The 20,364-nt window shown below is 60.8% G+C and carries 19 protein-coding genes; 11 read left to right on the plus strand and 8 right to left on the minus strand.

The features are described from left to right. Window positions 1–7: 7 nt before the first annotated feature. Window positions 8–964 (minus strand): ABC transporter ATP-binding protein, encoded by a 957-nt coding sequence (locus DBR16_RS12895; RefSeq protein ID WP_109261878.1) that lies wholly within the window; start codon window positions 962–964, stop codon window positions 8–10. 78 nt (window positions 965–1,042) lie between these two features. Between DBR16_RS12895 and DBR16_RS12900 the strand changes: the two genes are divergently transcribed. From DBR16_RS12900 to polA, 3 genes are all read left to right on the plus strand, one after another. Beyond that, complete coding sequence (locus DBR16_RS12900; RefSeq protein WP_109261638.1) at window positions 1,043–1,231, plus strand: zinc-finger domain-containing protein; 189 nt, start codon at window positions 1,043–1,045, stop codon at window positions 1,229–1,231. A gap of 9 nt (window positions 1,232–1,240) precedes the next feature. Further along, window positions 1,241–2,722, plus strand: coding sequence for an SLC13 family permease (locus tag DBR16_RS12905; protein WP_109261639.1), 1,482 nt, complete (start codon window positions 1,241–1,243; stop codon window positions 2,720–2,722). 69 nt (window positions 2,723–2,791) lie between these two features. Further along, the gene (gene polA, locus DBR16_RS12910) at window positions 2,792–5,569 is read left to right on the plus strand and encodes a DNA polymerase I (protein ID WP_109261640.1); all 2,778 of its coding nucleotides are present in this window, start codon (window positions 2,792–2,794) and stop codon (window positions 5,567–5,569) included. Window positions 5,570–5,661: 92 nt separating this feature from the next. Here polA and DBR16_RS12915 read toward each other — a convergent pair whose 3' ends face one another. Both DBR16_RS12915 and DBR16_RS12920 read right to left on the minus strand, forming a co-directional pair. After that, entirely contained in the window at window positions 5,662–6,096 is a 435-nt protein-coding gene (locus DBR16_RS12915) for a hotdog fold thioesterase (RefSeq protein ID WP_233347835.1), read from the minus strand. 47 nt (window positions 6,097–6,143) lie between these two features. Further along, on the minus strand, window positions 6,144–6,899 hold the full coding sequence (locus DBR16_RS12920) for a hypothetical protein (RefSeq protein WP_109261641.1): 756 nt from the start codon (window positions 6,897–6,899) through the stop codon (window positions 6,144–6,146). A gap of 152 nt (window positions 6,900–7,051) precedes the next feature. Between DBR16_RS12920 and DBR16_RS12925 the strand changes: the two genes are divergently transcribed. Next, window positions 7,052–7,468 carry a DUF1330 domain-containing protein gene (locus tag DBR16_RS12925; protein WP_109261642.1) on the plus strand — a complete coding sequence of 139 codons (417 nt, stop codon included), beginning with the start codon at window positions 7,052–7,054 and terminating at the stop codon, window positions 7,466–7,468. A gap of 13 nt (window positions 7,469–7,481) precedes the next feature. Here the strand turns inward: DBR16_RS12925 and DBR16_RS12930 are convergent, their stop codons facing one another. The 3 genes from DBR16_RS12930 to DBR16_RS12940 all read right to left on the minus strand — a co-directional run bounded on the left by DBR16_RS12930 (window position 7,482) and on the right by DBR16_RS12940 (window position 9,219). Further along, complete coding sequence (locus tag DBR16_RS12930) at window positions 7,482–7,790, minus strand: hypothetical protein (RefSeq protein WP_109261643.1); 309 nt, start codon at window positions 7,788–7,790, stop codon at window positions 7,482–7,484. A gap of 73 nt (window positions 7,791–7,863) precedes the next feature. Further along, window positions 7,864–8,361, minus strand: a complete 498-nt coding sequence (locus tag DBR16_RS12935) for a hypothetical protein (protein ID WP_109261644.1) — start codon at window positions 8,359–8,361, stop codon at window positions 7,864–7,866. A gap of 60 nt (window positions 8,362–8,421) precedes the next feature. Next, entirely contained in the window at window positions 8,422–9,219 is a 798-nt protein-coding gene (locus DBR16_RS12940) for a DUF1295 domain-containing protein (RefSeq protein WP_109261645.1), read from the minus strand. A 138-nt stretch (window positions 9,220–9,357) separates the two neighbouring features. On the opposite strand from DBR16_RS12940, the gene DBR16_RS12945 reads away from it, so the two are divergent. Further along, window positions 9,358–10,848 carry a flavin-containing monooxygenase gene (locus DBR16_RS12945; protein ID WP_109261880.1) on the plus strand — a complete coding sequence of 497 codons (1,491 nt, stop codon included), beginning with the start codon at window positions 9,358–9,360 and terminating at the stop codon, window positions 10,846–10,848. Then, window positions 10,845–11,681: an SDR family NAD(P)-dependent oxidoreductase gene (locus DBR16_RS12950; protein WP_109261646.1), complete on the plus strand. Its 837-nt coding sequence runs from the start codon at window positions 10,845–10,847 to the stop codon at window positions 11,679–11,681. Before DBR16_RS12945 ends, DBR16_RS12950 begins: the two co-directional genes overlap by 4 nt. On the opposite strand, the gene DBR16_RS12955 is transcribed toward DBR16_RS12950, so the two are convergent. Further along, window positions 11,678–12,847 carry a cystathionine gamma-synthase gene (locus DBR16_RS12955; RefSeq protein WP_109261647.1) on the minus strand — a complete coding sequence of 390 codons (1,170 nt, stop codon included), beginning with the start codon at window positions 12,845–12,847 and terminating at the stop codon, window positions 11,678–11,680. The genes DBR16_RS12950 and DBR16_RS12955 overlap by 4 nt on opposite strands. A 17-nt stretch (window positions 12,848–12,864) precedes the next feature. Then, window positions 12,865–14,166, minus strand: a complete 1,302-nt coding sequence (locus DBR16_RS12960) for a PLP-dependent cysteine synthase family protein (RefSeq protein ID WP_109261648.1) — start codon at window positions 14,164–14,166, stop codon at window positions 12,865–12,867. A gap of 152 nt (window positions 14,167–14,318) precedes the next feature. Here DBR16_RS12960 and DBR16_RS12965 point away from each other — a divergent pair, with 152 nt between their 5' ends. The 5 genes from DBR16_RS12965 (at window position 14,319) to DBR16_RS12985 (ending at window position 20,356) form a co-directional block, all read left to right on the plus strand. After that, window positions 14,319–14,609 (plus strand): DUF4212 domain-containing protein, encoded by a 291-nt coding sequence (locus tag DBR16_RS12965; protein ID WP_109261649.1) that lies wholly within the window; start codon window positions 14,319–14,321, stop codon window positions 14,607–14,609. Between the two features lie 5 nt (window positions 14,610–14,614). Continuing rightward, a complete protein-coding gene (locus DBR16_RS12970; RefSeq protein ID WP_109261650.1) occupies window positions 14,615–16,546 on the plus strand; it encodes a sodium:solute symporter family protein in 1,932 nt (643 codons plus the stop codon). A gap of 86 nt (window positions 16,547–16,632) precedes the next feature. Further along, window positions 16,633–18,597 (plus strand): acetate--CoA ligase, encoded by a 1,965-nt coding sequence (gene acs / locus DBR16_RS12975; RefSeq protein ID WP_109261651.1) that lies wholly within the window; start codon window positions 16,633–16,635, stop codon window positions 18,595–18,597. 190 nt (window positions 18,598–18,787) lie between these two features. Next, complete coding sequence (locus tag DBR16_RS12980) at window positions 18,788–19,360, plus strand: hypothetical protein (protein WP_125184569.1); 573 nt, start codon at window positions 18,788–18,790, stop codon at window positions 19,358–19,360. An 84-nt stretch (window positions 19,361–19,444) separates the two neighbouring features. After that, window positions 19,445–20,356, plus strand: coding sequence for a glutaminase (locus tag DBR16_RS12985; RefSeq protein WP_109261653.1), 912 nt, complete (start codon window positions 19,445–19,447; stop codon window positions 20,354–20,356). The last annotated feature ends 8 nt before the right edge of the window (window positions 20,357–20,364 follow it).

Raw genomic sequence — 20,364 nt, forward strand, 5'->3', positions numbered from 1 at the left:
AGGCGAATCAGGCGGCGTGCCCGTCGCGCTGATAGGTTAGCGCCATGAAAACATCCTCCAGGTCCGGCTCTTCTGTCCGTAAATCGGCGATCCGCGCACCAGAAGCATTATATTTTTCAATGATTTCCGCGACCGATTGCTCCCCGAACCTATAATTCACCGCCAGCGTCCCGCCGGGACGAAGCGCGGCATCAAATCCGGCCAGTGTTTGAGGGACGGCGTCCAGCTTCTCCACCGGATCAATGACCAGCGTCTTGGTATCCATGCGTTTCAGAAGCGAATCCTTGGGCTCGCAGGCAATCACTTCGCCCTGGTCGACAATGGCGATTTCGTCGCAAAGCTCCTGGGCCTCCTCGAGATAATGCGTCGTCAGAACGATCGTCGTCCCGGCGGCATGCAGTTCCCGCACATAGGCCCAAAGCTGGCGGCGCAATTCGATATCTACGCCCGCCGTCGGTTCATCCAGCACCAGGATGGGCGGATTGTGCACCAATGCCTTGGCGACCAGCAGGCGGCGCTTCATGCCGCCCGAGAGCTGGCGCACATAGGCATCGCGCTTGTCCGACAGACCGACCGCGGCCAGAATTTCCTCGGATCGCCGCTCGGCCTTGGGAACCCCGTAAAAACCGGCCATCAGCTCCAGGGTCTCATAGGGCGTGAAAAACACATCCATATTGATTTCCTGGGGCACAACGCCAATGGCGGCACGCGAATCGCGCGGCTCCCGGTCGATGTCACGGCCCCAGATCACCGCCTTGCCCGATGTCTTGTTCACCAGCCCGGCGAAGATATTGATGAAGGTGGATTTTCCCGCCCCGTTGGGTCCCAGGAGTCCGAAAATCGAACCGCGCTTGATACGCAGCGTCACGCCTTTCAGCGCTTCCTTGCCGGGCGCGGTTTTGCTGCCGCCATAAGTCTTGCGCAGATCGACGGCTTCAAGGGCGTATTCGGGCAATTCACTCATCAACATGTCCTGATTGACGGCTCGGGTTGAGGGCCATAACTATGCGCACCCTCTGCCCATGTCCATCGGAGCCCTGCCATGACCGCGCCGCAACCGCCCGAAGTGATTGTGACCGACCAGCACCGCGTCTCCTGTGATGGCGGCGGGGGCGCACTGGGGCATCCCAAAGTCTGGTATGAGATCGATCGCGATACCGGCTTTGTCGAGTGTGGCTATTGCGACCGCCGTTTCGTCCAGAAGGGCGGTCCGGCGGACTCCGGAAACTAGCCCCGCCATATGGCCCGTAATCCCGCCCAGAATATCGGCCTGATTACGGGTCTGGTCCTGGCTCTTGGCCTTCAGCTATTGCCTCTGCCCGACGGTTTGAGCCGTGAAGCCTGGCTGCTCGCCTCGCTTGCGCTGATGATGGCGGCATGGTGGGCCACCGAAGCCATTCCGATTGCCGCCACAGCGCTGGTCCCGCTGGCGCTTTTTCCGCTTCTGGACATCAATTCGGTCGCCGCAACATCCAGCCCCTATGCCAGCCCCATCGTCATGCTTCTGCTCGGCGGATTCATCATCGCCATGGCCGTCGAGCGCTGGAATCTGCACACACGCATTGCCCTGAATGTCGTGAAGATTTTTGGCGGCCGCCCGGATTTTCTGGTGGCTGGCTTCATGACTGCTGCGGCGCTTCTCTCCATGTGGATTTCCAACACGGCGACCACCATCATGATGATCCCGATCGCCCTGCGCGTGGCGCAGGAAGTGATGAAAGAGGGTCATGCGAGCAAGGACTTTCCGGTCGCGCTGGCACTGGGCGTGGCCTATGCCGCTTCCGTCGGTGGCGTGGGGGTCTTTGTCGGCACACCGACCAATCTGATCGCCATCGGCTTTCTGGAACGCGAATTCGGCCGCACGATTGACCCCGTCACCTGGTCGATGATGGGCCTGCCGGCCGTCATCCTGTTTATACCCGTGATGTGGTTCATCCTCACGCGCTGGGCCTTCAAGCTGACCAGCCGCGTCGATTCCGGGGCGGCCCGCCGGATTGTCGGCGAGGAATTGAAGGCATTGGGTAAAATCACCACACCGGAAACCCGTGTCGCCATCCTTTTCGGTGTGGTTGCGTCCCTGTGGATGGGACAGGCCTATCTCTGGAATCCCTTGCTGGGCTGGATTGGCGAGGTGTTGGGCCTGACCATAGAGCTCGGCGTTTCCAATACCCAGATCGCCATACTCGGCGCGCTCCTCGCCTTCCTCATCCCTGCGGGCGGGCAGGGCGAAGGCAAGGGCAAGATGCTGATGGTCTGGGAGGACACCGCCCGCCTGCCCTGGAATGTCATCGTGCTGTTCGGTGGCGGGCTGTCACTCGCCGCGGCGCTCACCGCCACAGGCCTGGCCGACTGGCTCGGCGTGCAGATGAGCTTCCTGCAGGCCTTTCCGGCCCCGCTCCTCATCTTCACCCTTGTCTTCGTGGTGATTTTCCTGACCGAGCTGACCTCCAATGTCGCCACCACCTCGGCCTTCCTGCCGGTCCTCGCCGCCATGGCGGCGGGCGCGGGATTTCCGGCCGAGCGTCTCATCGTACCGGTGGCCATCGCCGCCAGCTTCGCCTTCATGCTGCCGGTGGCCACTGCGCCGAACGCCATCGTCTATGCGTCGGGCGCAACCACCCAGGGCCAGATGATGCGGGCCGGCTTCCGTCTGAACCTCGCCGGCGCGGTAGTGATTGCCGCACTGGGCGCGCTACTGGGACCGATTGTATTCCCCGGTTAGCCGCACCCGGCAATTGCCTCACCCTGCAACCCCGCCTAGCTTGGCGATTACGCAAGCAAGGGCTGGAAAATGGCGATCGAACGCAAAGTCGATGACACGTCTCACGTCTATCTGATTGACGGGTCAGGCTATATTTTCCGCGCCTACCATGCCCTGCCGCCGCTGACCCGCTCGGACGGAACGCCGGTCGGCGCGGTGCAGGGCTTCTGCAACATGTTGTGGAAGCTGCTGGAAGATCTGAAGGGCGAGGAACAACCCAGCCACCTGGCCGTGATCTTCGATTATTCCGGCAAGTCCTTCCGCAACGATATCTATCCGCAATACAAGGCGCATCGTCCGCCTCCGCCGGAAGACCTGGTGCCGCAATTCTCCATCATCCGCGATGCCACCCGCGCCTTCGGCACGCCCTGTATCGAGATGGAGGGCTATGAGGCCGATGATCTGATCGCCACCTATACCCGGCAGGCCGAGGCCAAGGGCGCAAAGGTCACCATCGTTTCTTCGGACAAGGACCTGATGCAGCTGGTGGGCGAGCGCGTCACAATGTTCGATACGATGAAAAACAAGCGAATCGATCCGGACGGAGTGATCGAGAAATTTGGAGTTGGACCCGACAAGGTGATCGAGGTTCAGTCTCTGATGGGAGATTCGTCGGATAATGTGCCGGGCATCCCGGGAATCGGTCCGAAAACCGCCAGCCAGTTGATCGAAGAATATGGCGATCTGGAAACCCTGCTGTCCCGCGCCGGGGAGATCAAGCAGACCAAGCGCCGCGAAAACCTCATCGAATTTGCCGATATGGCGCGCATTTCCCGGCAGCTCGTCACGCTGAAAACCGATGTCGCAGTGGAAAATGCGCTGGACGAATTCGGCACAGCCGAACCCGACGCCGAAACACTGGTCGGCTTCCTGAAAGAGATGGAATTTCGCACCATCACCCGCCGCGTCGAGGAAGCGCTGGGTGGACCGCCCGCCGATTCAACCGGCGATGCTACCGCTCCCATCGACCGCTCGGCCTATGATTGCGTCACCACGATGGCGGCGCTTGAAAACTGGATTTCCGACGGTTTCCGGGCTGGCGTGATCGCCGTGGATACCGAAACCGACCGTTTATCGGCTGTGGCCTCCAACCTCGTCGGCATCTCTCTGGCCACTGCGCCGGGCAAGGCCTGCTATATCCCGCTCGATCATGGCACCACCGGGGATTTACTGGGCGGCGGTGACCGGCCCGATCAGATCGACTTGAAAGCGGCGATAGCTGCGCTGAAACCGCTGCTGGAAAGCCCGGCGGTCCTGAAGATCGGACAGAATATCAAATATGATCTCGGCGTTCTGTCGCGCTATGGCGTGCGCGTTGCGCCTTATGACGACACCATGCTCCTCTCCTACGTCATCGACAGCGGCCTGCACGGGCATGGCATGGATGAATTGTCCGAGCTGCATCTCGGCCACACGCCGATGACCTTCAAGGAGGTCTGCGGCTCCGGCCAGAAACAGATCAGCTTTGGCGAAGTCGATCTGCAAAAAGCCACCGAATACGCCGCCGAGGACGCCGATGTCACGCTGCGGCTCTGGGAAATTCTCAAGCCGGCCATTCCGGGAAAAGGCAAGCTGACCCTTTATGAAACGCTGGAACGCCCCATGCCGCAAATCCTGACGGATATGGAGCTGGCCGGCGTGAAGGTCGACAAGGCGCAGCTCTCGCGCCTGTCCTCCGATTTTGCCCAGAAAATGGCCGAGCATGAAGACACCGCGCATGAGCTGGTGGGCACCAAATTCAATCTCGGCAGCCCCAAACAGCTGGGTGAAATCCTGTTTGACCAGATGGGATTGCCGGGGGGGCGGAAAACCAAGACCGGCGCCTGGTCAACCGATGTCTCCGTGCTGGAGCAGCTCGCGGCCGAAGGCCATGAATTACCGCAGGCCATTCTCAGCTGGCGCACCTATGCGAAGCTGAAATCAACCTATTCCGACGCGCTGGGCGCGGCGATCAATCCGGACACCGGACGGGTTCATACCTCCTTCTCGCTGGCCTCGACGACGACCGGCCGGCTGGCCTCCTCCGAACCCAATCTGATGAATATCCCGATCCGGACCGAGGAGGGCCGCAAGATCCGCGAGGCCTTTGTTGCCGAACCGGGCAATGTTCTCGTCGCCGCCGACTATTCCCAGATCGAATTGCGCCTGCTCGCCCATATTGCCGATGTGACGGCCCTGAAAGAGGCGTTCCGCCGCGGCGAGGACATCCACGCCATGACGGCGTCGGAAATGTTCGGCGTGCCGGTCGAGGGCATGGACCCGATGGTCCGCCGGCAGGCCAAGGCCATCAATTTCGGGATAATCTACGGGATTTCCGCCTTCGGCCTCGCCAACAATCTCGGCATTGGCCGGGATGAGGCGAAAAATTTCATCGAGAAATATTTCGAGAAATTCCCGGGCGTCAAAACCTATATGGATGACAAGCGCGAGGAGGTAAAAGCCAGAGGCTATGTCGAGACCATTTTCGGCCGCCGCGCGCACCTGCCCTCGATCAGGGACAAGAACCCCAATATGCGCCAGTTCGCCGAGCGTCAGGCCATCAATGCGCCCATACAGGGGTCGGCCGCAGACGTCATCCGCCGCGCCATGATCCGCTTGCCCGGTGCCATTGAAAAAGCCGGCCTGGAGGCCCGCATGCTCCTGCAGGTGCATGACGAGCTGGTCTTTGAAGTGCCGGAAAACCAGGCCGATGATCTCATCGCTCTGGCGAAGGATGTGATGTCAAAAGCCGCCTTGCCCGCACTGGATATTTCCGTCCCGCTGGATGTGGATGCCAAGGCCGGCCGTCACTGGGGCGAGGCGCACTAGCCGTCCCCGAGCAGCGTCTTGGTGCCGCTTGCCCGGACCCTCTCCGGCATCCTCCGGCCCGACCGGAGGATGACGCCGTAAATTGACCGGTATTATCCGCCGGTTTTGATGATCGCCATCGTGCACCGGGACAGGCAGACCAGCTTGCCCTTTTCATTGGTGATGCGGATGGTCCAGACTTGGGAGGTCCGGCCCATTGTTTCCATTTTCGCTTCACCATAGACCCAGCCTTCCCGGACCGGGCGGACATGATTGGCGTTGATTTCCATGCCGACCGCGGCATGGGTATCCGGATTCTGGGTGGAAAAGGCCCCGACCGAGGCCAGCGTTTCCGCCAGCGCGACCGAAGCACCGCCATGCAGAAGGCCGAAGGGCTGATGCGTGCGTTCGTCGACCGGCATCTTCCCCCTTACCCAGTCATCGCCATATTCGGTGAGTTCGATGCCGATCGCCCCCATCATGGTCCGGTCATGGGTGGCATTCATTTCATCAAGGGGCAGCTTTCCGCCAAACCAGATCGGTTTCATGCCTGACTCCTGTTGTTCAGACATGAACTAGGCAGAAAGGGGCTGATTTACCAGCGGGCGACGAAGGAAACCGCCGCAAAATCCTCGGAGCTTTCCCACTTGTCCGTACCGTATTGATAGGCCCAGTCGCGCCGCACATAAGCCAGCGCCAGGTCAGACCGGCGTGATAGCCGGTAGGCCACACCGGCCTGCACATCCCCGATCACGCTATAGGGAGTGAGATCGACCGCCCGTAACGGCCGGCTCATTTCCGCGGTATCATAGAAAAGTGCCTGGCGCTCGGCTGCGGCGAAAAGGAACCAGCGGGACCCTTCGCCACGCCCATCCCCCACCTGGAAACGGGCACCGACGCGCGCTTCCGTGCCTTCCGGTGTCAGGGCAACCCCGGCATAGGGCGTCACAACGGCATCCCGCTCACCGGCCTCGACCGGCGCGGACAATCTCACCGTCGTGGTCAGCCTTGTGGACTCTTCGCCGGCACGCCCGGCGCGTTGATAGGCTTCTTCCGCGCGCGTCCCACCCTCCAGAACCAGCTCGCCCGGCCCCGGCGGGTCGGCCAGTACAAAGCGGGTCCGCGCATTGGAAAAATCGCCTTCATAGGCCTGACGCACACCGAAAATAGCGGTCGCGGTACGGGCGGTTGCATTGGAAACCTGCGGAACCGGTTGCGAGTCAAAGGAGGCCAGAATGGCGGCTTGAGGATCCCAGCCGCGTTCAGCGGACTCGACCGGTCCGGCCATGCCGGCCATCAGTCCGCCGATCGCCACGCCACCGGCGCAGGCAAGCTCGATCATCCGCCGCATAACGGTCTCCCCCTGTAACCTGAGGTTAACAGGAATTCGGTTCAAGGTCACCCTGGATCGTAAAAATTTCAATCTTCACCTGAAAGGCGAAACTGTTAGTCTGATTACGCTTTTCCGGTTCTGGTGCCGGATAGACAGCCAGAGGAGGCGGGATGGCCCATATTGATCCGACGCGGGCAAGCTTCGGGATTTTCAAATCACTGCCACGCGATCAGCCCATAGACATGCTCAATCTGATTCGCCTGCGCGACAGGGCAAATTATCCCGACGGCCGCGAAGTCAGCGGCGCTGAAGCCTATGCAGAATACGGAAAACGCAGCGGCCCGGTGTTTCAGCGTGTTGGCGGCGAAATCATCTGGCGCGGCGCACCGGAAGCCATGCTGATTGGTCCCCCGGATGGCTTATGGGATATCGCCTTCATTGCCCGCTATCCGGGGGCTGGCGCGTTCCTGGAAATGGTCACCGACTCCGTCTATCAGACCGACGCCGTCCCGCACCGTCAGGCCGCTGTGCTCGATTCCCGCCTCATCCGGCATGCGGTAAAAAAGGGCGGCCGCCAGTTCGGCTGACCGCCCCGAAAACCTATTCGCGCGCGACAAGCGTGAAGGTGACGTCATCGCCATTCGCATTCTGGCCGGTCCAGCTATCACCGACAGCCAGATCCGCCATCAGGGGCTGGCAATTGGCCGCGCCGGATTCGCGTTCCACGCAGAACCGGTCTCCGTCGACATGCCAGTTTCCGGCAATACCGACATCGGTCGTATAGCTTCCATCGGCGTCGAAAAAGACGGTATATTCCCCTTCGGGACCCGAAACCCGAAGTGCGTTCTCAACCAGCGCATCTGTGGCCATGCCTTGCAGAAGCAGGGTGGCGGCAATCTGTACGATCATGAAACTCTCCCCTTTGGCAAAGCCGGTGGATCCGGCCTCGCTCCAAAAGGGAATAGCAGCGAATTTTCCCGGATCAATCCGTGATTTGTTTCGGGCCCGCCGCAAACGGATTGCGCCGCCCCTGTTGCAGGCAGGTTTCCAGCCCCGGCAGCGCGCGGGAGGAATTGGTCAGGGCAAACTGGAAATCGGCTTGTTGCGCCGTGACATAGAGAATATTGCCGTAGATCAGCGCATTTTCCAGCTGGCTGTTGGGGACGTAATCATAGTCAATCGCCAGCGTCTGGCCGCCCGCCACATGGGCGGTCACCGTCTGGCTGAACCGGTTGTCGACCCGCAAGCTGAGCGAATAGCGCTGGCCCTCATCCAGCGCCCAGTCCGAATTCTGCAAGGCGATCCGGAAAGTCGAAGCGGACCGCACAAAGGCCAGATCAATGCCACTATTATAGGGTATGGAGACGGAACAGACATAGGCGCCCTCATTATTGACAGCGCCCCTCAGCTCCCAGCCATTAATATCGAAAGGCCCGTAATTCTGGACTGCCGCCAGAACAAGAATACCTGCCAGATTCATGTTGTCGCCCCCACTCCCCTTGATCCGATCAACCCAGTCTAGAACAGACTGAAAGTGCTTTTAAAGGGACTTTTTTGGAAACCAGGGAAAAAAGCCGCTCGTCCGCGCAACATAGTCCGCATAGCCGGGCCGGCTATCCGCCATGCCGCGCTCCAGCAGGGGGGCGCCACTCCATTTGAGCAATGTCCAGCTCAGAAACAGGGGTCCCGGCAGGGCCAGCCAGCCCCAGGGCGCTTCGGCTGCAATCAGGAAAAATCCCCACCAGACGCAGAAATCGCCGAAATAATTGGGGTGGCGTGTATATCGCCACAAACCCCTGTCCATGACCTTGCCGGAATTCTCCGGGTCCTTGCGGAAGGATTCCAGCTGCCAGTCCCCCACGGTTTCAAACACGATACCAATCACGGCCAAAGCGATGCCCGCCATCGCCAGATAGCCGATATCACTGCCATACTGGCCGAGCTGCACGGGCAGGCTGACCAGCCACATCAGGATGGATTGCGGCAGGAACACAAAAAGCAGGCTGGCCCTGGCAAAACCGAACCCTTTCGGCTCCAGTCGGGCAAACAGGTTTGTGTAGCGCTTGTCCTTGCCGTCACGCCGCCAGCGTCCGAACAGGTGCAGGCCCAGCCTCAACCCCCAGACCGAACACAATCCGACGAGGATGAGTTGCCGCTCCGTATCGGCGGGCACCAGCCAATAGGTTGTGATGGCGAGGATCACCATGCCGAACGCCCAGAAGGCATCGACAAAACTGGCATCTTTCAGGCGCAGGGCCACAAGCCAGAGACAGAAGAACAGGCCGATCGAGATCGCCAGATTGATACCGGCCAGTACCGGCATGGAAACAGGGTCCATTCGGGCCTCCCCTTTTTTGACAATCTAGCGCGCTTTCACGGCATGTCATGTCCGGCCTTTCCGGCGGCGGAACGCAGCGTTTGACCTGACAAAAAGCGCTGGCATAGTGAACAGCGTTCACTCTCAGGGAGCATGTGGATGAGCGAGGCAGATGTTGACCTTCTGATCATCGGCGCCGGTGTGTCCGGCATCGGCATGGCGCACCATCTCCTGGAGCGTTGTCCCGGAAAGACGTGCCGTATTCTGGAAGCCCGCGATCAAATCGGCGGCACATGGGATCTGTTCCGCTATCCCGGCATCCGCTCCGACAGCGACATGTACACATTCGGCTATGCGTTCCGGCCGTGGGTGGACGGCAAGGTTTTCGCCGATGGTCCTGCGATCCGCAATTATGTCGCGGAAACCGCACGTGAAGACGGAATGATGGACCATATTCTGTTTGGCCGGAAAGCGACATCCGCCCGCTGGGATTCCGCTGAGGCGCGCTGGACAGTGAAAGTCACCGGCCCGGACGGGGTTGAGCACCATAGCGCCCGCTTCCTTTTCCTGGCGTCGGGCTATTACCGGTATGATGAGGGCTATCTGCCGCATTTTGAGGGCGTCGGGGATTTCGGGGGCGATTTCATCCACCCGCAAAAATGGGATGAGGCCTATGATTATGCCGGCAAACGGATCGTGATCATCGGATCGGGTGCCACTGCCGTCACGCTTTTGCCGTCCATGGCCGAAACGGCGGAACATGTGACCATGCTTCAGCGCTCGCCGACCTATATTGCGGCGCGCCCGACGGTGGACCGGATGGCCAATTTCCTCCGCAAAATCCTGCCCGCCAGGCTCGCTTATTCGATCACACGCTACAAGAACATCCTCCAGACCATGTTGATCTTCCAGATGGCGCAACGCTTTCCGGAAATGGTGAAGAAGGCTGTCCTCAAGCAGGCGCAAAAAGCGCTTGGCCCGGATTATCCGGTCGAAAAGCATCTCGCTCCGGCCTACAAGCCCTGGGATCAGCGCTTCTGTGCTGCGCCCGACGGTGACTTCTTCGACGCCATCCGCTCCGGCAAGGCAGATATCGTCACCGATCAGATCGAGCGCATCACGAAAACCGGTATCCAGCTGCAATCCGGCGAACATCTCGAGGCGGACCTCATCATTCCCGCCACCGGACTGAATCTCCAGCTGATGGGCGGCATCGTTCTCAATGTGGATGGCAAGTCGGTCAATCCGCCCGACCATGTCGTCTATCGTGGCATGATGGTCAGCGATGTGCCCAATCTGGCCATGGGGTTTGGTTACACAAATGCTTCATGGACGCTGAAGATCGACCTGACCTGCGAACGCGTCTGCCGGATGATCAATCACATGGACCGGATAAAGGCAGACTATGCCGTCCCCGTGCCGCCGCCGGACATGCCCCGCGAACCGCTCAAACTGCTCGATTCCGGCTATTTCCAGCGCGCGCGGGACACGCTGCCGAAACAGGGGCCGGAAACGCCCTGGCGTGTGCATATGAATTATATCTCTGACATGCTGGCCATCCGCTATGGCAAGCTGGAAGACGGGGCCCTGCAATTCCGGACGGCCGGTCCCGCCCGGCAGGCCGAACCCGTTCTCGAGGCTGCGGAATGAGCCGAATGGACCTCGCCGGCAAAACGGCCATTGTCACCGGTGCTGCCAGCGGCATCGGGGCCGCCCTCGCGCGCGCGCTTGCTGATCGCGGATGCAATCTGGCGCTGGCCGATATCAACGCGGGGGGTCTCGAAGAGGTCGCTGCCGGCCTCCGCTCGAACGACCGCCGGATCACCACCACCGTGCTGGATGTCGGTGACGAGGCCGCGATCAATGCATTTGCCGAAGAGGTTCGCCAGACACATGGCGAGGCCCACCTCCTGTTCAACAATGCCGGTGTCGCGCTGGGCGGGCATTTTGACCAGGTCTCGCCGGAACAATTCGACTGGCTGATGAATATCAACCTGCATGGCGTCATCCGTATGACGCGGGCTTTCCTGCCCCTGATCCGCGAGCAGGACGAGGGGCATATCACCAACATTTCCAGCATTTTCGGAGTCATCGCCCCGGCGGGCCAGACCGCCTATGCGGCCGCCAAATTCGGCGTCCGCGGCTTTACCATGGCGCTCCGGCATGAACTGGAAGACACCTCGGTCGGCGTGACCACCATCCATCCCGGAGGTGTGGCCACCAATATCGCCAGGAATGCGCCCAGAGGGGAAGGCGTAACCGATGAGGAATATGAAGCGGCGTTGAAAATCGCCGATCAATCGCTCGTCATGCCGCCGGCACAGGCCGCTGAAATCATCCTCCGCGGCGTCGAGCGCCGCAAGCCACGGGTCTTTGTCGGCCGGGACGCCCACGCGCTGATGTGGATGGAGCGCGTCTTCCCGACGCGATACTGGTCGATGATCAAGCGGCGGCTGGCCCGGAACAGGGCCGGGGCCGGCTAGGCCGCCCTTGCCGCCGCCAGCGCCTGTTCCAGATCGGCGATCAGATCACCGGCATCCTCGATCCCGCAGGACAGGCGCACCAGACCGTCATCAATACCCAGCGCTGCACGCTTGTCGGCATCGACCGAGGCATGGGTCATGATGGCCGGATGTTCGACCAGCGATTCCACACCGCCCAGACTCTCCGCCAGTGAAAAGAGTTTGAGTGTTTCAAGGAAGCGCCGGGAGGCCGGGAGCCCGCCCGCCAGAGTCAGTGTAATCATGCCGCCAAAGCCGCGCATCTGCCGGGCCGCGATCATGTGCTGCGGATGGGTTTCGAGGCCGGGATAGATCACCCGGTCAATGCCCGGTTGACGGGTCAGCCAGTCGGCAATCTTCGCCGCATTCTGGCAATGCCGCTCCATGCGCACATGCAGCGTCTTGGTCGAGCGCAGGAGCAGGAAGCAATCCATCGGCGCCGGCACGGCGCCGACGGCATTCTGGATATAATAGAGCCGCTCGGCCAGTCCGCTGTCGACCGTGATCAGGGCGCCGCCCACCAGATCGGAGTGGCCCCCGAGATATTTGGTGCAGGAATGCGAGACGATATCCGCCCCCAGCGCCAGCGGGTTTTGCAGATAGGGAGAGGCAAACGTATTGTCTGCAACACACAGCGCGCCGCCCTCATGGGCAATCTGCGCCACCGCTTCGATATCAATGACCTTCAATGTCGGATTGGTCGGCGTTTCCAGCCAGACCAGCTTCGTTTTTTCCGTCATCGCGGCGCGCGTGGCGTCGAGATCGGTCATGTCGACGCGCGAAAAGGCGATACCGAGCTGCGAGAAGACATTGTTGAACATGCGGAATGTGCCGCCATAGACATCATCGCACAGAAGCACATGGTCGCCGGATTTCAGAAGATGGATACAGGCCGCAAGCGAGGCCACACCTGAGGAAAAGGCGATGCCGTGCTTGCCGCCCTCTAGACTGGCGAGATTGGCTTCCAGCGCGGTCCGCGTCGGATTGGCCGACCGGGAATAATCGTAATTCCCGATGAATTCGCCCGGGCTGGTCTGCACATAGGTGGAGGTCTGGTAGATCGGCGTCATGATCGCACCGGTCGACGGATCCGGCGCCTGCCCCGCATGGATGCACCGGGTTGCGAATTGCTGATTGTCTCCGCTCATCTTTTCCGTCCTTTTGCTCAAGCGCCAGATCTGGCGGTGTATTCTTTTTCAGTGACAACGCCGGCCACGCCGTCGCGTGTCATGACCAGTGCCGCTTCGCCCTTGGCCAGAATGTGCGGCATCTCCTCGATCCGCGCCTCGGTATAGAGAATGCCGCCAATCGTCAGGCGCTGGCCATCGCGCGTGGCAATGGCCGTGAAATCATCGCCATCCTGCAGCGGCAGATAGTCGAGCTCGCCTTCATCCATCATGCGCTGGATTTCTTCTTTCGAGGCATCGGCATGCGCCGTCAGGGACGAACGGCGGGCGATCAGGTCCTCGACCGGTCCCAGCAGTCTGTGCTCGGTGAAGAAGCCTTTTTCTTCCATCCATTTGTCGGAAAGATATTTGGAAATATACCGCGTGCCGCTGTCGCAGAGCGTGACCACAATCGTCTTGTCCGGTCCCAACTCCTTTGCCACCTTGATGGCCGCCGCAACGATGGACCCGGAGGATCCGCCGCAAAACAGACCCTCCTCGCGCACCAGGGCGCGGCCGGTATGGAAGCTTTCCCAGTCATCAATCTGGACCATGTCATCGACAACCGAGAAATCCATGGCACGGCATTCAATGTCTTCGCCAATGCCCTCGACCGAATAGACATAGGCAGCCGGCAAACGCCCGGTCTTGAAGAGATTATAGTGAACCGAACCCAGCGGATCGACGCCGATGATTTTCACATCCGGCGCGTGCTCCTTCATATAACGGCCGACGCCGGACACCGTCCCCCCCGTGCCCGTGCCGCCCATGAAGACGTCGAACTTGCCGCCATCGGTCTGCTCGAAGATTTCGCGGCCGGTATTGTGATAATGCCCGTCAATATTCCAGGGTGCGTGATACTGGTCGACATAGAAGGCACCGGGCGTTTCCGAGGCGATCCGCTTGGCTGTATTCACATAATGGTCAGGGCTGTCTCCGGGTACATCCGTCGGCGTGATCACCACCTCCGCGCCATAGGCCCGCATCATGTCGATCTTTTCCTGGCTCATCTTGTCCGGCAGGGTGAAGACACATTTATAACCCTTCACGGCCGCCGCCATCGCCAGGGACTGGCCGGTATTGCCGGACGTGTTCTCGACAATCGTGCCGCCCGGCTTGAGCAGCCCGGCCTTCTCTGCCTGTTCGATGATGTACGGCCCCATCCGGTCCTTGATGGAGCCGGTCGGGTTGAGAAATTCGCACTTCGCCAGGATCGTGGCCGCGCCCTCGGGCACAACCTTGTTCAGTTTGACCAGCGGCGTATTGCCGATGGCGGCGAGAATGTTCGGATAGACGGTCATGGGAACTCCGCAATGATCGGCGGTCGGGATGATCCCCGTCCTATTTTGATGCCTGGCGAAAGTCCATCGCTGCATCATGAATATCGTCCGACGGGATTGCAGAGCGCCCGCCAGCGATTAAGGTCGCTATCGCTGTTGCGGCGGAGAGTGACATGGCTGAAAGTGGCGAGGACCACGATATTCCGGAAAACCGGTTCAAGGCCTATTGGCGGGAAAACCTGACCCTGATGGCCGTTCTGCTGGCGATCTGGGCATTGGTGTCCTTCGGCGCCGGCATCCTGTTTCGCGATGTGCTTGACCAATTCTCCATCGGCGGAGCGCCGCTGGGGTTCTGGTTTGCCCAGCAGGGCGCCATCTATGTCTTCGTCATTCTAATCTTCGTCTATTCCGCACTGATGCACCGCATCGAGCGGAAATACGACATCGATGACGATCAGGGCTGAGGGAGATGGAGATTTTTGGCCTCGAACCGACGCTGTTCTGGACCAGCCTGTTTGTGATCACGACGTTCGGACTCTATATCAGCATTGCCATCTGGGCCCGGGCAGCCTCCACCGACGACTTCTATGTCGCGGGCCATGATGTGCCCCCGGTTTTCAACGGAATGGCGACGGCTGCCGACTGGATGAGCGCGGCCTCCTTCCTGTCCATGGCCGGCATCATTGCCTTTTCCGGTTATGACGGCTCGGTCTATCTGATGGGATGGACCGGGGGATATGTATTGCTGGCGCTGTTGCTCGCGCCCTATTTGCGTAAATTCGGGAAATTCACGGTCCCGGATTTTGTCGGTGACCGCTATTACTCACAGGCCGCCCGTATCGTGGCGGTGATCTGCGCTCTTTTCATCTCCTTCACCTATATCGCCGGGCAGATGCGCGGCGTCGGGATCGCTTTTTCCAACTTCCTTCACGTTCCGATCGAGGCCGGCGTTATCATCGGTGCGGTGATCGTTCTTTTCTATGCGGCGCTGGGGGGCATGAAGGGCATCACCTATACCCAGGTCGCTCAGTATTGCGTGCTGATCTTTGCCTTCATGGTTCCGGCCATTTTCCTGTCTTTGCAGATCACCGGAACGCCTATCCCGCAGCTGGGCTTTATCGGCAACGCACAGGACGGCACACCGCTTTTGCTCAATCTCGACAGGACACTGACCGATCTTGGATTCACCGCATACACGCAAGGCGTAAAGGATCGGATCGACGTCTTCGCCATTACGCTGGCGCTGATGGTCGGCACCGCGGGCCTGCCGCATGTCATCATCCGCTTTTTCACCGTGCCCAAGGCGTCGGATGCGCGGAAATCGGCCGGCTGGGCATTGGTTTTCATTGCCATTCTCTACACGACCGCTCCAGCTGTTGCTGTCTTCGCCCGCGCCAACTTTATCGACACCGTCAATGAGAGCGTCTGGTCAGACGAGGCGGCTGCCGGCACCGTCGATCGTGGCTCTCTGGGTGAAGGGGATACGCCCGAGTGGTTCTACAATTGGCGCGATGTCGGACTTCTGGATGCCGAGGACCGGAATGGAGACGGGCGCATCCAGTACCGTGCGGACCCCGATACCAATGAAGTCACACGGCTCGACCGGGATATTTTTGTACTGGCCAATCCGGAAATTGGGGGCCTGCCTTCCTGGGTGATCGGCCTGGTCGTCGCCGGGGGCCTTGCGGCCGCTCTGTCTACTGCGGCCGGGCTTTTGATGGTGATTTCATCGGCCGTCTCGCACGATCTTTGCCGCAAGGTGCTGTTCAAGGGCATGAGCGACACTCAGGAATTGCTGACTGCTCGGATCGCCGCCATCGCGGCTGTGCTGGTCGCCATATATGCCGGTATCAACCCGCCGGGCTTTGTGGCGGCCGTCGTTGCTTTCGCCTTCGGTCTGGCCGCGGCCAGTTTCTTTCCGGCCATCCTTTTGGGCATTTTCTGGACCCGCATGAACAAGCAGGGTGCGATCGCCGGCATGACAACCGGTCTGGTCGTGACCGCTGCCTACATCGTCCACTTCAAGATCGGATTTTCTTCGATCGTGCTGGGCGCCTGCGCGCTTCTGGCGGCCGTCTCATTGCTGGTTCTGCACTTCGGAACCCGTGAGAAGGGCCGCCTGCCGCTGATGCTCATCCTGTCAGTGATTGCCGGAATGGCCGGTATAAGCGGGCTCGCCGGGTATCTGCCGGACCTGGCTATGGGTACGGCTGGACAATGGTTCCTCGGCATCTCGCCTGAAGGATTCGGCACAGTCGGCATGCTGATCGCCTTTGCGGTTTCGGTCTCGGTGGCTCTGGTGACGCCGGCACCACCTCCGGAAATCCGCGACATGGTTGAGGATATCCGCATTCCGTCCACCAGGGCGCATGTCGGGCATGACGCGGCTGCAGCCGAGTAGGACACAGGCGCAATCCCGGCTTGATGCGCCCGCCGTCTTGGCCTTCACTGCCCGCAAGCCTGTCAGAGGCATTGAGGGAGACGGCCATGTCGGAAAAAAGCCCGGGCACCGCGCCGGAACTGGTTCCGGTTCCGGATCATTATGAACCGCACAGCCAGACCAGTGCCAGACAATACAGGGAGCGTTACCGCCGCTCGATCGAGGAGCCGGACGCTTTCTGGACCGAGGAATTGCGCCGCCTCGACTGGATCAAGACACCCACCGAGATTTCCGAGGTCGACTGGGATCCGGACAATCTGTCGATCAAATGGTTCGCCGATGGTGTTCTGAACGTCTCGTATAATTGCATCGACCGCCACCTGGAAAAACGCGGCAATGATGTCGCCATCATCTGGGAAGGCGATAACCCCGCCTACCACAATTCGGTGACCTACCGGCAATTGCACAATCATGTCTGCCGCATGGCCAACGAGCTGAAGAAAATCGGGGTCCAGCGCGGCGATCGCGTCACGCTCTACATGCCGATGATCCCGGAAGCGCTTTACGCCATGCTGGCCTGCACCCGAATCGGCGCCGTGCATTCCGTTGTGTTTGGCGGGTTTTCGCCGGATGCGCTGGCCGGACGGATCAAGGATTGCCGGTCCGAATTCGTGATCACCGCCGACGAAGGCGTACGCGGCTCAAAACCCGTTCCCCTGAAAAAGAATGTCGACCGAGCGCTGGAGATTGCGGGCGGCGTGAAGGCCGTGCTCTGCGTGCGCCATACCGGGGCCGCTGTCGGCTGGGTAGAGGGCCGGGATCACTGGCACCATGAGCTCGCATTGACGGTGGACGCCGAATGCGCGCCGGAACCGATGGAAGCCGAGGACCCGCTATTCATCCTCTACACCTCCGGTTCGACCGGCAAACCGAAAGGCGTGATGCACACGACCGGTGGTTATCTTTTATGGGCAACGCTGACTTTTGACACCGTGTTCGAGGTCAAGCGCGGCGAGGTCTTCTGGTGTACCGCCGATATCGGCTGGGTGACGGGCCACACCTACCTTACCTATGGACCGCTGGTGAATGGCGTCACAACCCTGATGTTTGAAGGCATTCCCACCTGGCCAGCGGCCGACCGCTTCTGGGAGGTCTGTGACAAGCACAGGGTCAATGTGCTCTATACCGCACCGACCGCCCTGCGGGCCCTGATGCGCGAGGGCGATGCGCTGGTAGAGGGGCATGATCTCTCCAGCCTGCGGCTGCTCGGTTCCGTGGGTGAACCGATCAATCCGGAAGCCTGGGCCTGGTATCACCGCGTTGTCGGCAAGGGGCGGTGTCCGATTGTTGACACCTGGTGGCAGACCGAGACCGGCGGCGTGATGATTTCCGCCCTTCCGGGCGCTCATGACCTCAAACCCGGCGCAGCCTCCATGCCGGTTTACGGCATCGAACCTGCCCTCGTGGATGCTGACGGCAAGTTTGTTGACGGCGATGGCGAGATTTCCGGCAATCTGGTGATCAAGCGTTCCTGGCCGGGGCAGATGCGTACGGTCTATGGCGATCATCAGCGCTTCGCCGAAACCTATTTCACGGCCTATCGGGGGCTTTATTTCACCGGTGATGGCGCCCGCCGCGATGCAGATGGCTGCTGGTGGATCACCGGCCGTGTCGACGATGTGCTCAATGTCTCCGGCCACCGGCTGGGGACGGCAGAGATTGAGAGCGCCCTGGTCGCCCATCCCGATGTCGCGGAAGCGGCCGTGGTCGGTTATCCCCACGATATCAAGGGGCAGGGCGTTTATTGCTATATCACGTTGAATGCCGGCCTCGAGCCGACCAGCGAAACCGCCGCCCAGCTCAAGGCCCAGGTGCGTCAGGAAATCGGTCCGGTGGCAACGCCGGACCTGATCCAGTTCACGCCATCATTGCCCAAGACTCGCTCCGGCAAGATCATGCGGCGGATTCTGCGCAAGATTGCCGAAAACGATTTTGGCGCGCTGGGGGACACATCGACCCTGGCCGAGCCGGGCGTTGTGGAGGATCTGATTGCCAACCGCGCCAACAGATAGGGGATGGCGCTACAAAGCCGCTTGCGAATGATTTGCATGTCCCTAATGTGAGCCCATCAAAGGGAGAGAGATGCGGAAGTTTCGCACAATGGCCGGAATAGCGCTGCTTTGTGCAGCCGGCGCGGTCCTGGCTGCCTGCGGTGACAGCGGGTCTCAGCCGGCTGAAACGGACAGCACAGGCCACGCAGCGATGGAAACATTGCCGGTCCAGTTCCGAGTCGCCTTCATGTCCGGCCATGTGGAAGCCGGTCTGGCGCTCTATCGCGCCGGCGCGCCGGACCAGGCCGCCCGCCACCTCCTTCACCCGGTGTCCGAAACCCATGCGGCCGAGCGTGAAGGCATAGACGCGCTGGGTTTCGATCCCGCAATTTTCCATCAGGTCTCTGCGGCGCTGGAGGAGGGCCGACCGGCAGCTGAAATCGAACCCATGCTGGCGGCGGCCGAAGCCAATCTGGCGCTGCTGCAGGAAAATGCCGGCGGCGACGCGCGCACCATCATCGCCTATCTGATGGATGTCACGGCCGAGGAATACAATATCGGCGTCACCGGGGGTGAAATCACCGATCCGGGGGAATACCAGGACGCGTACGGATTCTCGGTGGTCGCGGCCCGGCTGGCGCGTCGCACCGGAGATGATGATCTGATCGCCGCGGCTGCAGCGCTCGCCGCACTCTGGCCGGAGGGTGGTCCTGTTGCCGCCTCGTCCCCCGCGCCGGTGGCAGATGTCATGGCCGGGATCAACGCGGTCCGCGCCGCGCTGTAATCGGCCGGCAGGTGCCCGGGCGGGGTTCACATCGCGCGGCCTGGCCCTAGTCTCCGGCCAATGCGCACCCGGCCCGAAACAGATATGCAATCGCTGATCGACGAGATCGCCGAACGTGCGCGCGAGGTGATCGGGCGCGGCAAGGTCGCGGATTACATTCCGGCCCTGGCACAAATTCCATCCCGCAAATTCGGCATGGCAATCTGTGGCGTGGAGGGCGGCGAATATGTCACCGGGGATGCAGACGAGACCTTCTCGATACAGAGCATCTCCAAGGTCTTCACGCTGATCCTCGCCCTGCAGACCATCGGCTCAACCGCCTTGTGGAAGCGCGTCGGCCGCGAACCGTCGGGAAATGCCTTCAACTCGCTTGTCCAGCTGGAATCCGAACAGGGCCTGCCCCGCAATCCCTTTATCAATGCCGGCGCCATCGTCGTCACCGATGCCATTACGGCGCACTCGGTCAGCCCGATCCTGCAATTGCTGGGGCTGGTGCGCCGGTTTTCCGGCACGGAGCAGATCTATATCGATGAAGTAGTGGCGCGCTCGGAAGCCGAACATGGCCATCGCAACGCGGCGATTGCCCACCTTCTGAAAAGCCAGGGCAATCTGAAGGCCCGCGTGGAAGATGTTCTGGCCGCCTATTACCGCCAGTGCGCGATCGCCATGACCTGCCGGGACCTGGCCCGCGCTTTCCTGCCGCTCGCAAATGGCGGCAAGCAATATGAGACCGGCGAGAAACTGCTGACGCCCTTGCGCGCCAAGCGCATCAACTCCCTGCTTCTGACCTGCGGCCTTTATGATGGCGTCGGCAATTTTGCCTTCCGCGTCGGCCTTCCCGCCAAGAGCGGCGTCGGTGGCGGCATTGTCGCCATCATCCCCGGCAAATACGCCATATGCGTCTGGTCGCCCGAACTCGACGAGCTCGGCAATTCGCTGGCCGGAACGCGCGCCCTCGAACTGTTTGCCCGCAAGACCCGTCTATCGGTTTTCTAAAAACCCGA

Source organism: Hyphobacterium indicum, from assembly GCF_003129605.1.
Classification (GTDB): domain Bacteria; phylum Pseudomonadota; class Alphaproteobacteria; order Caulobacterales; family Maricaulaceae; genus Hyphobacterium; species Hyphobacterium indicum.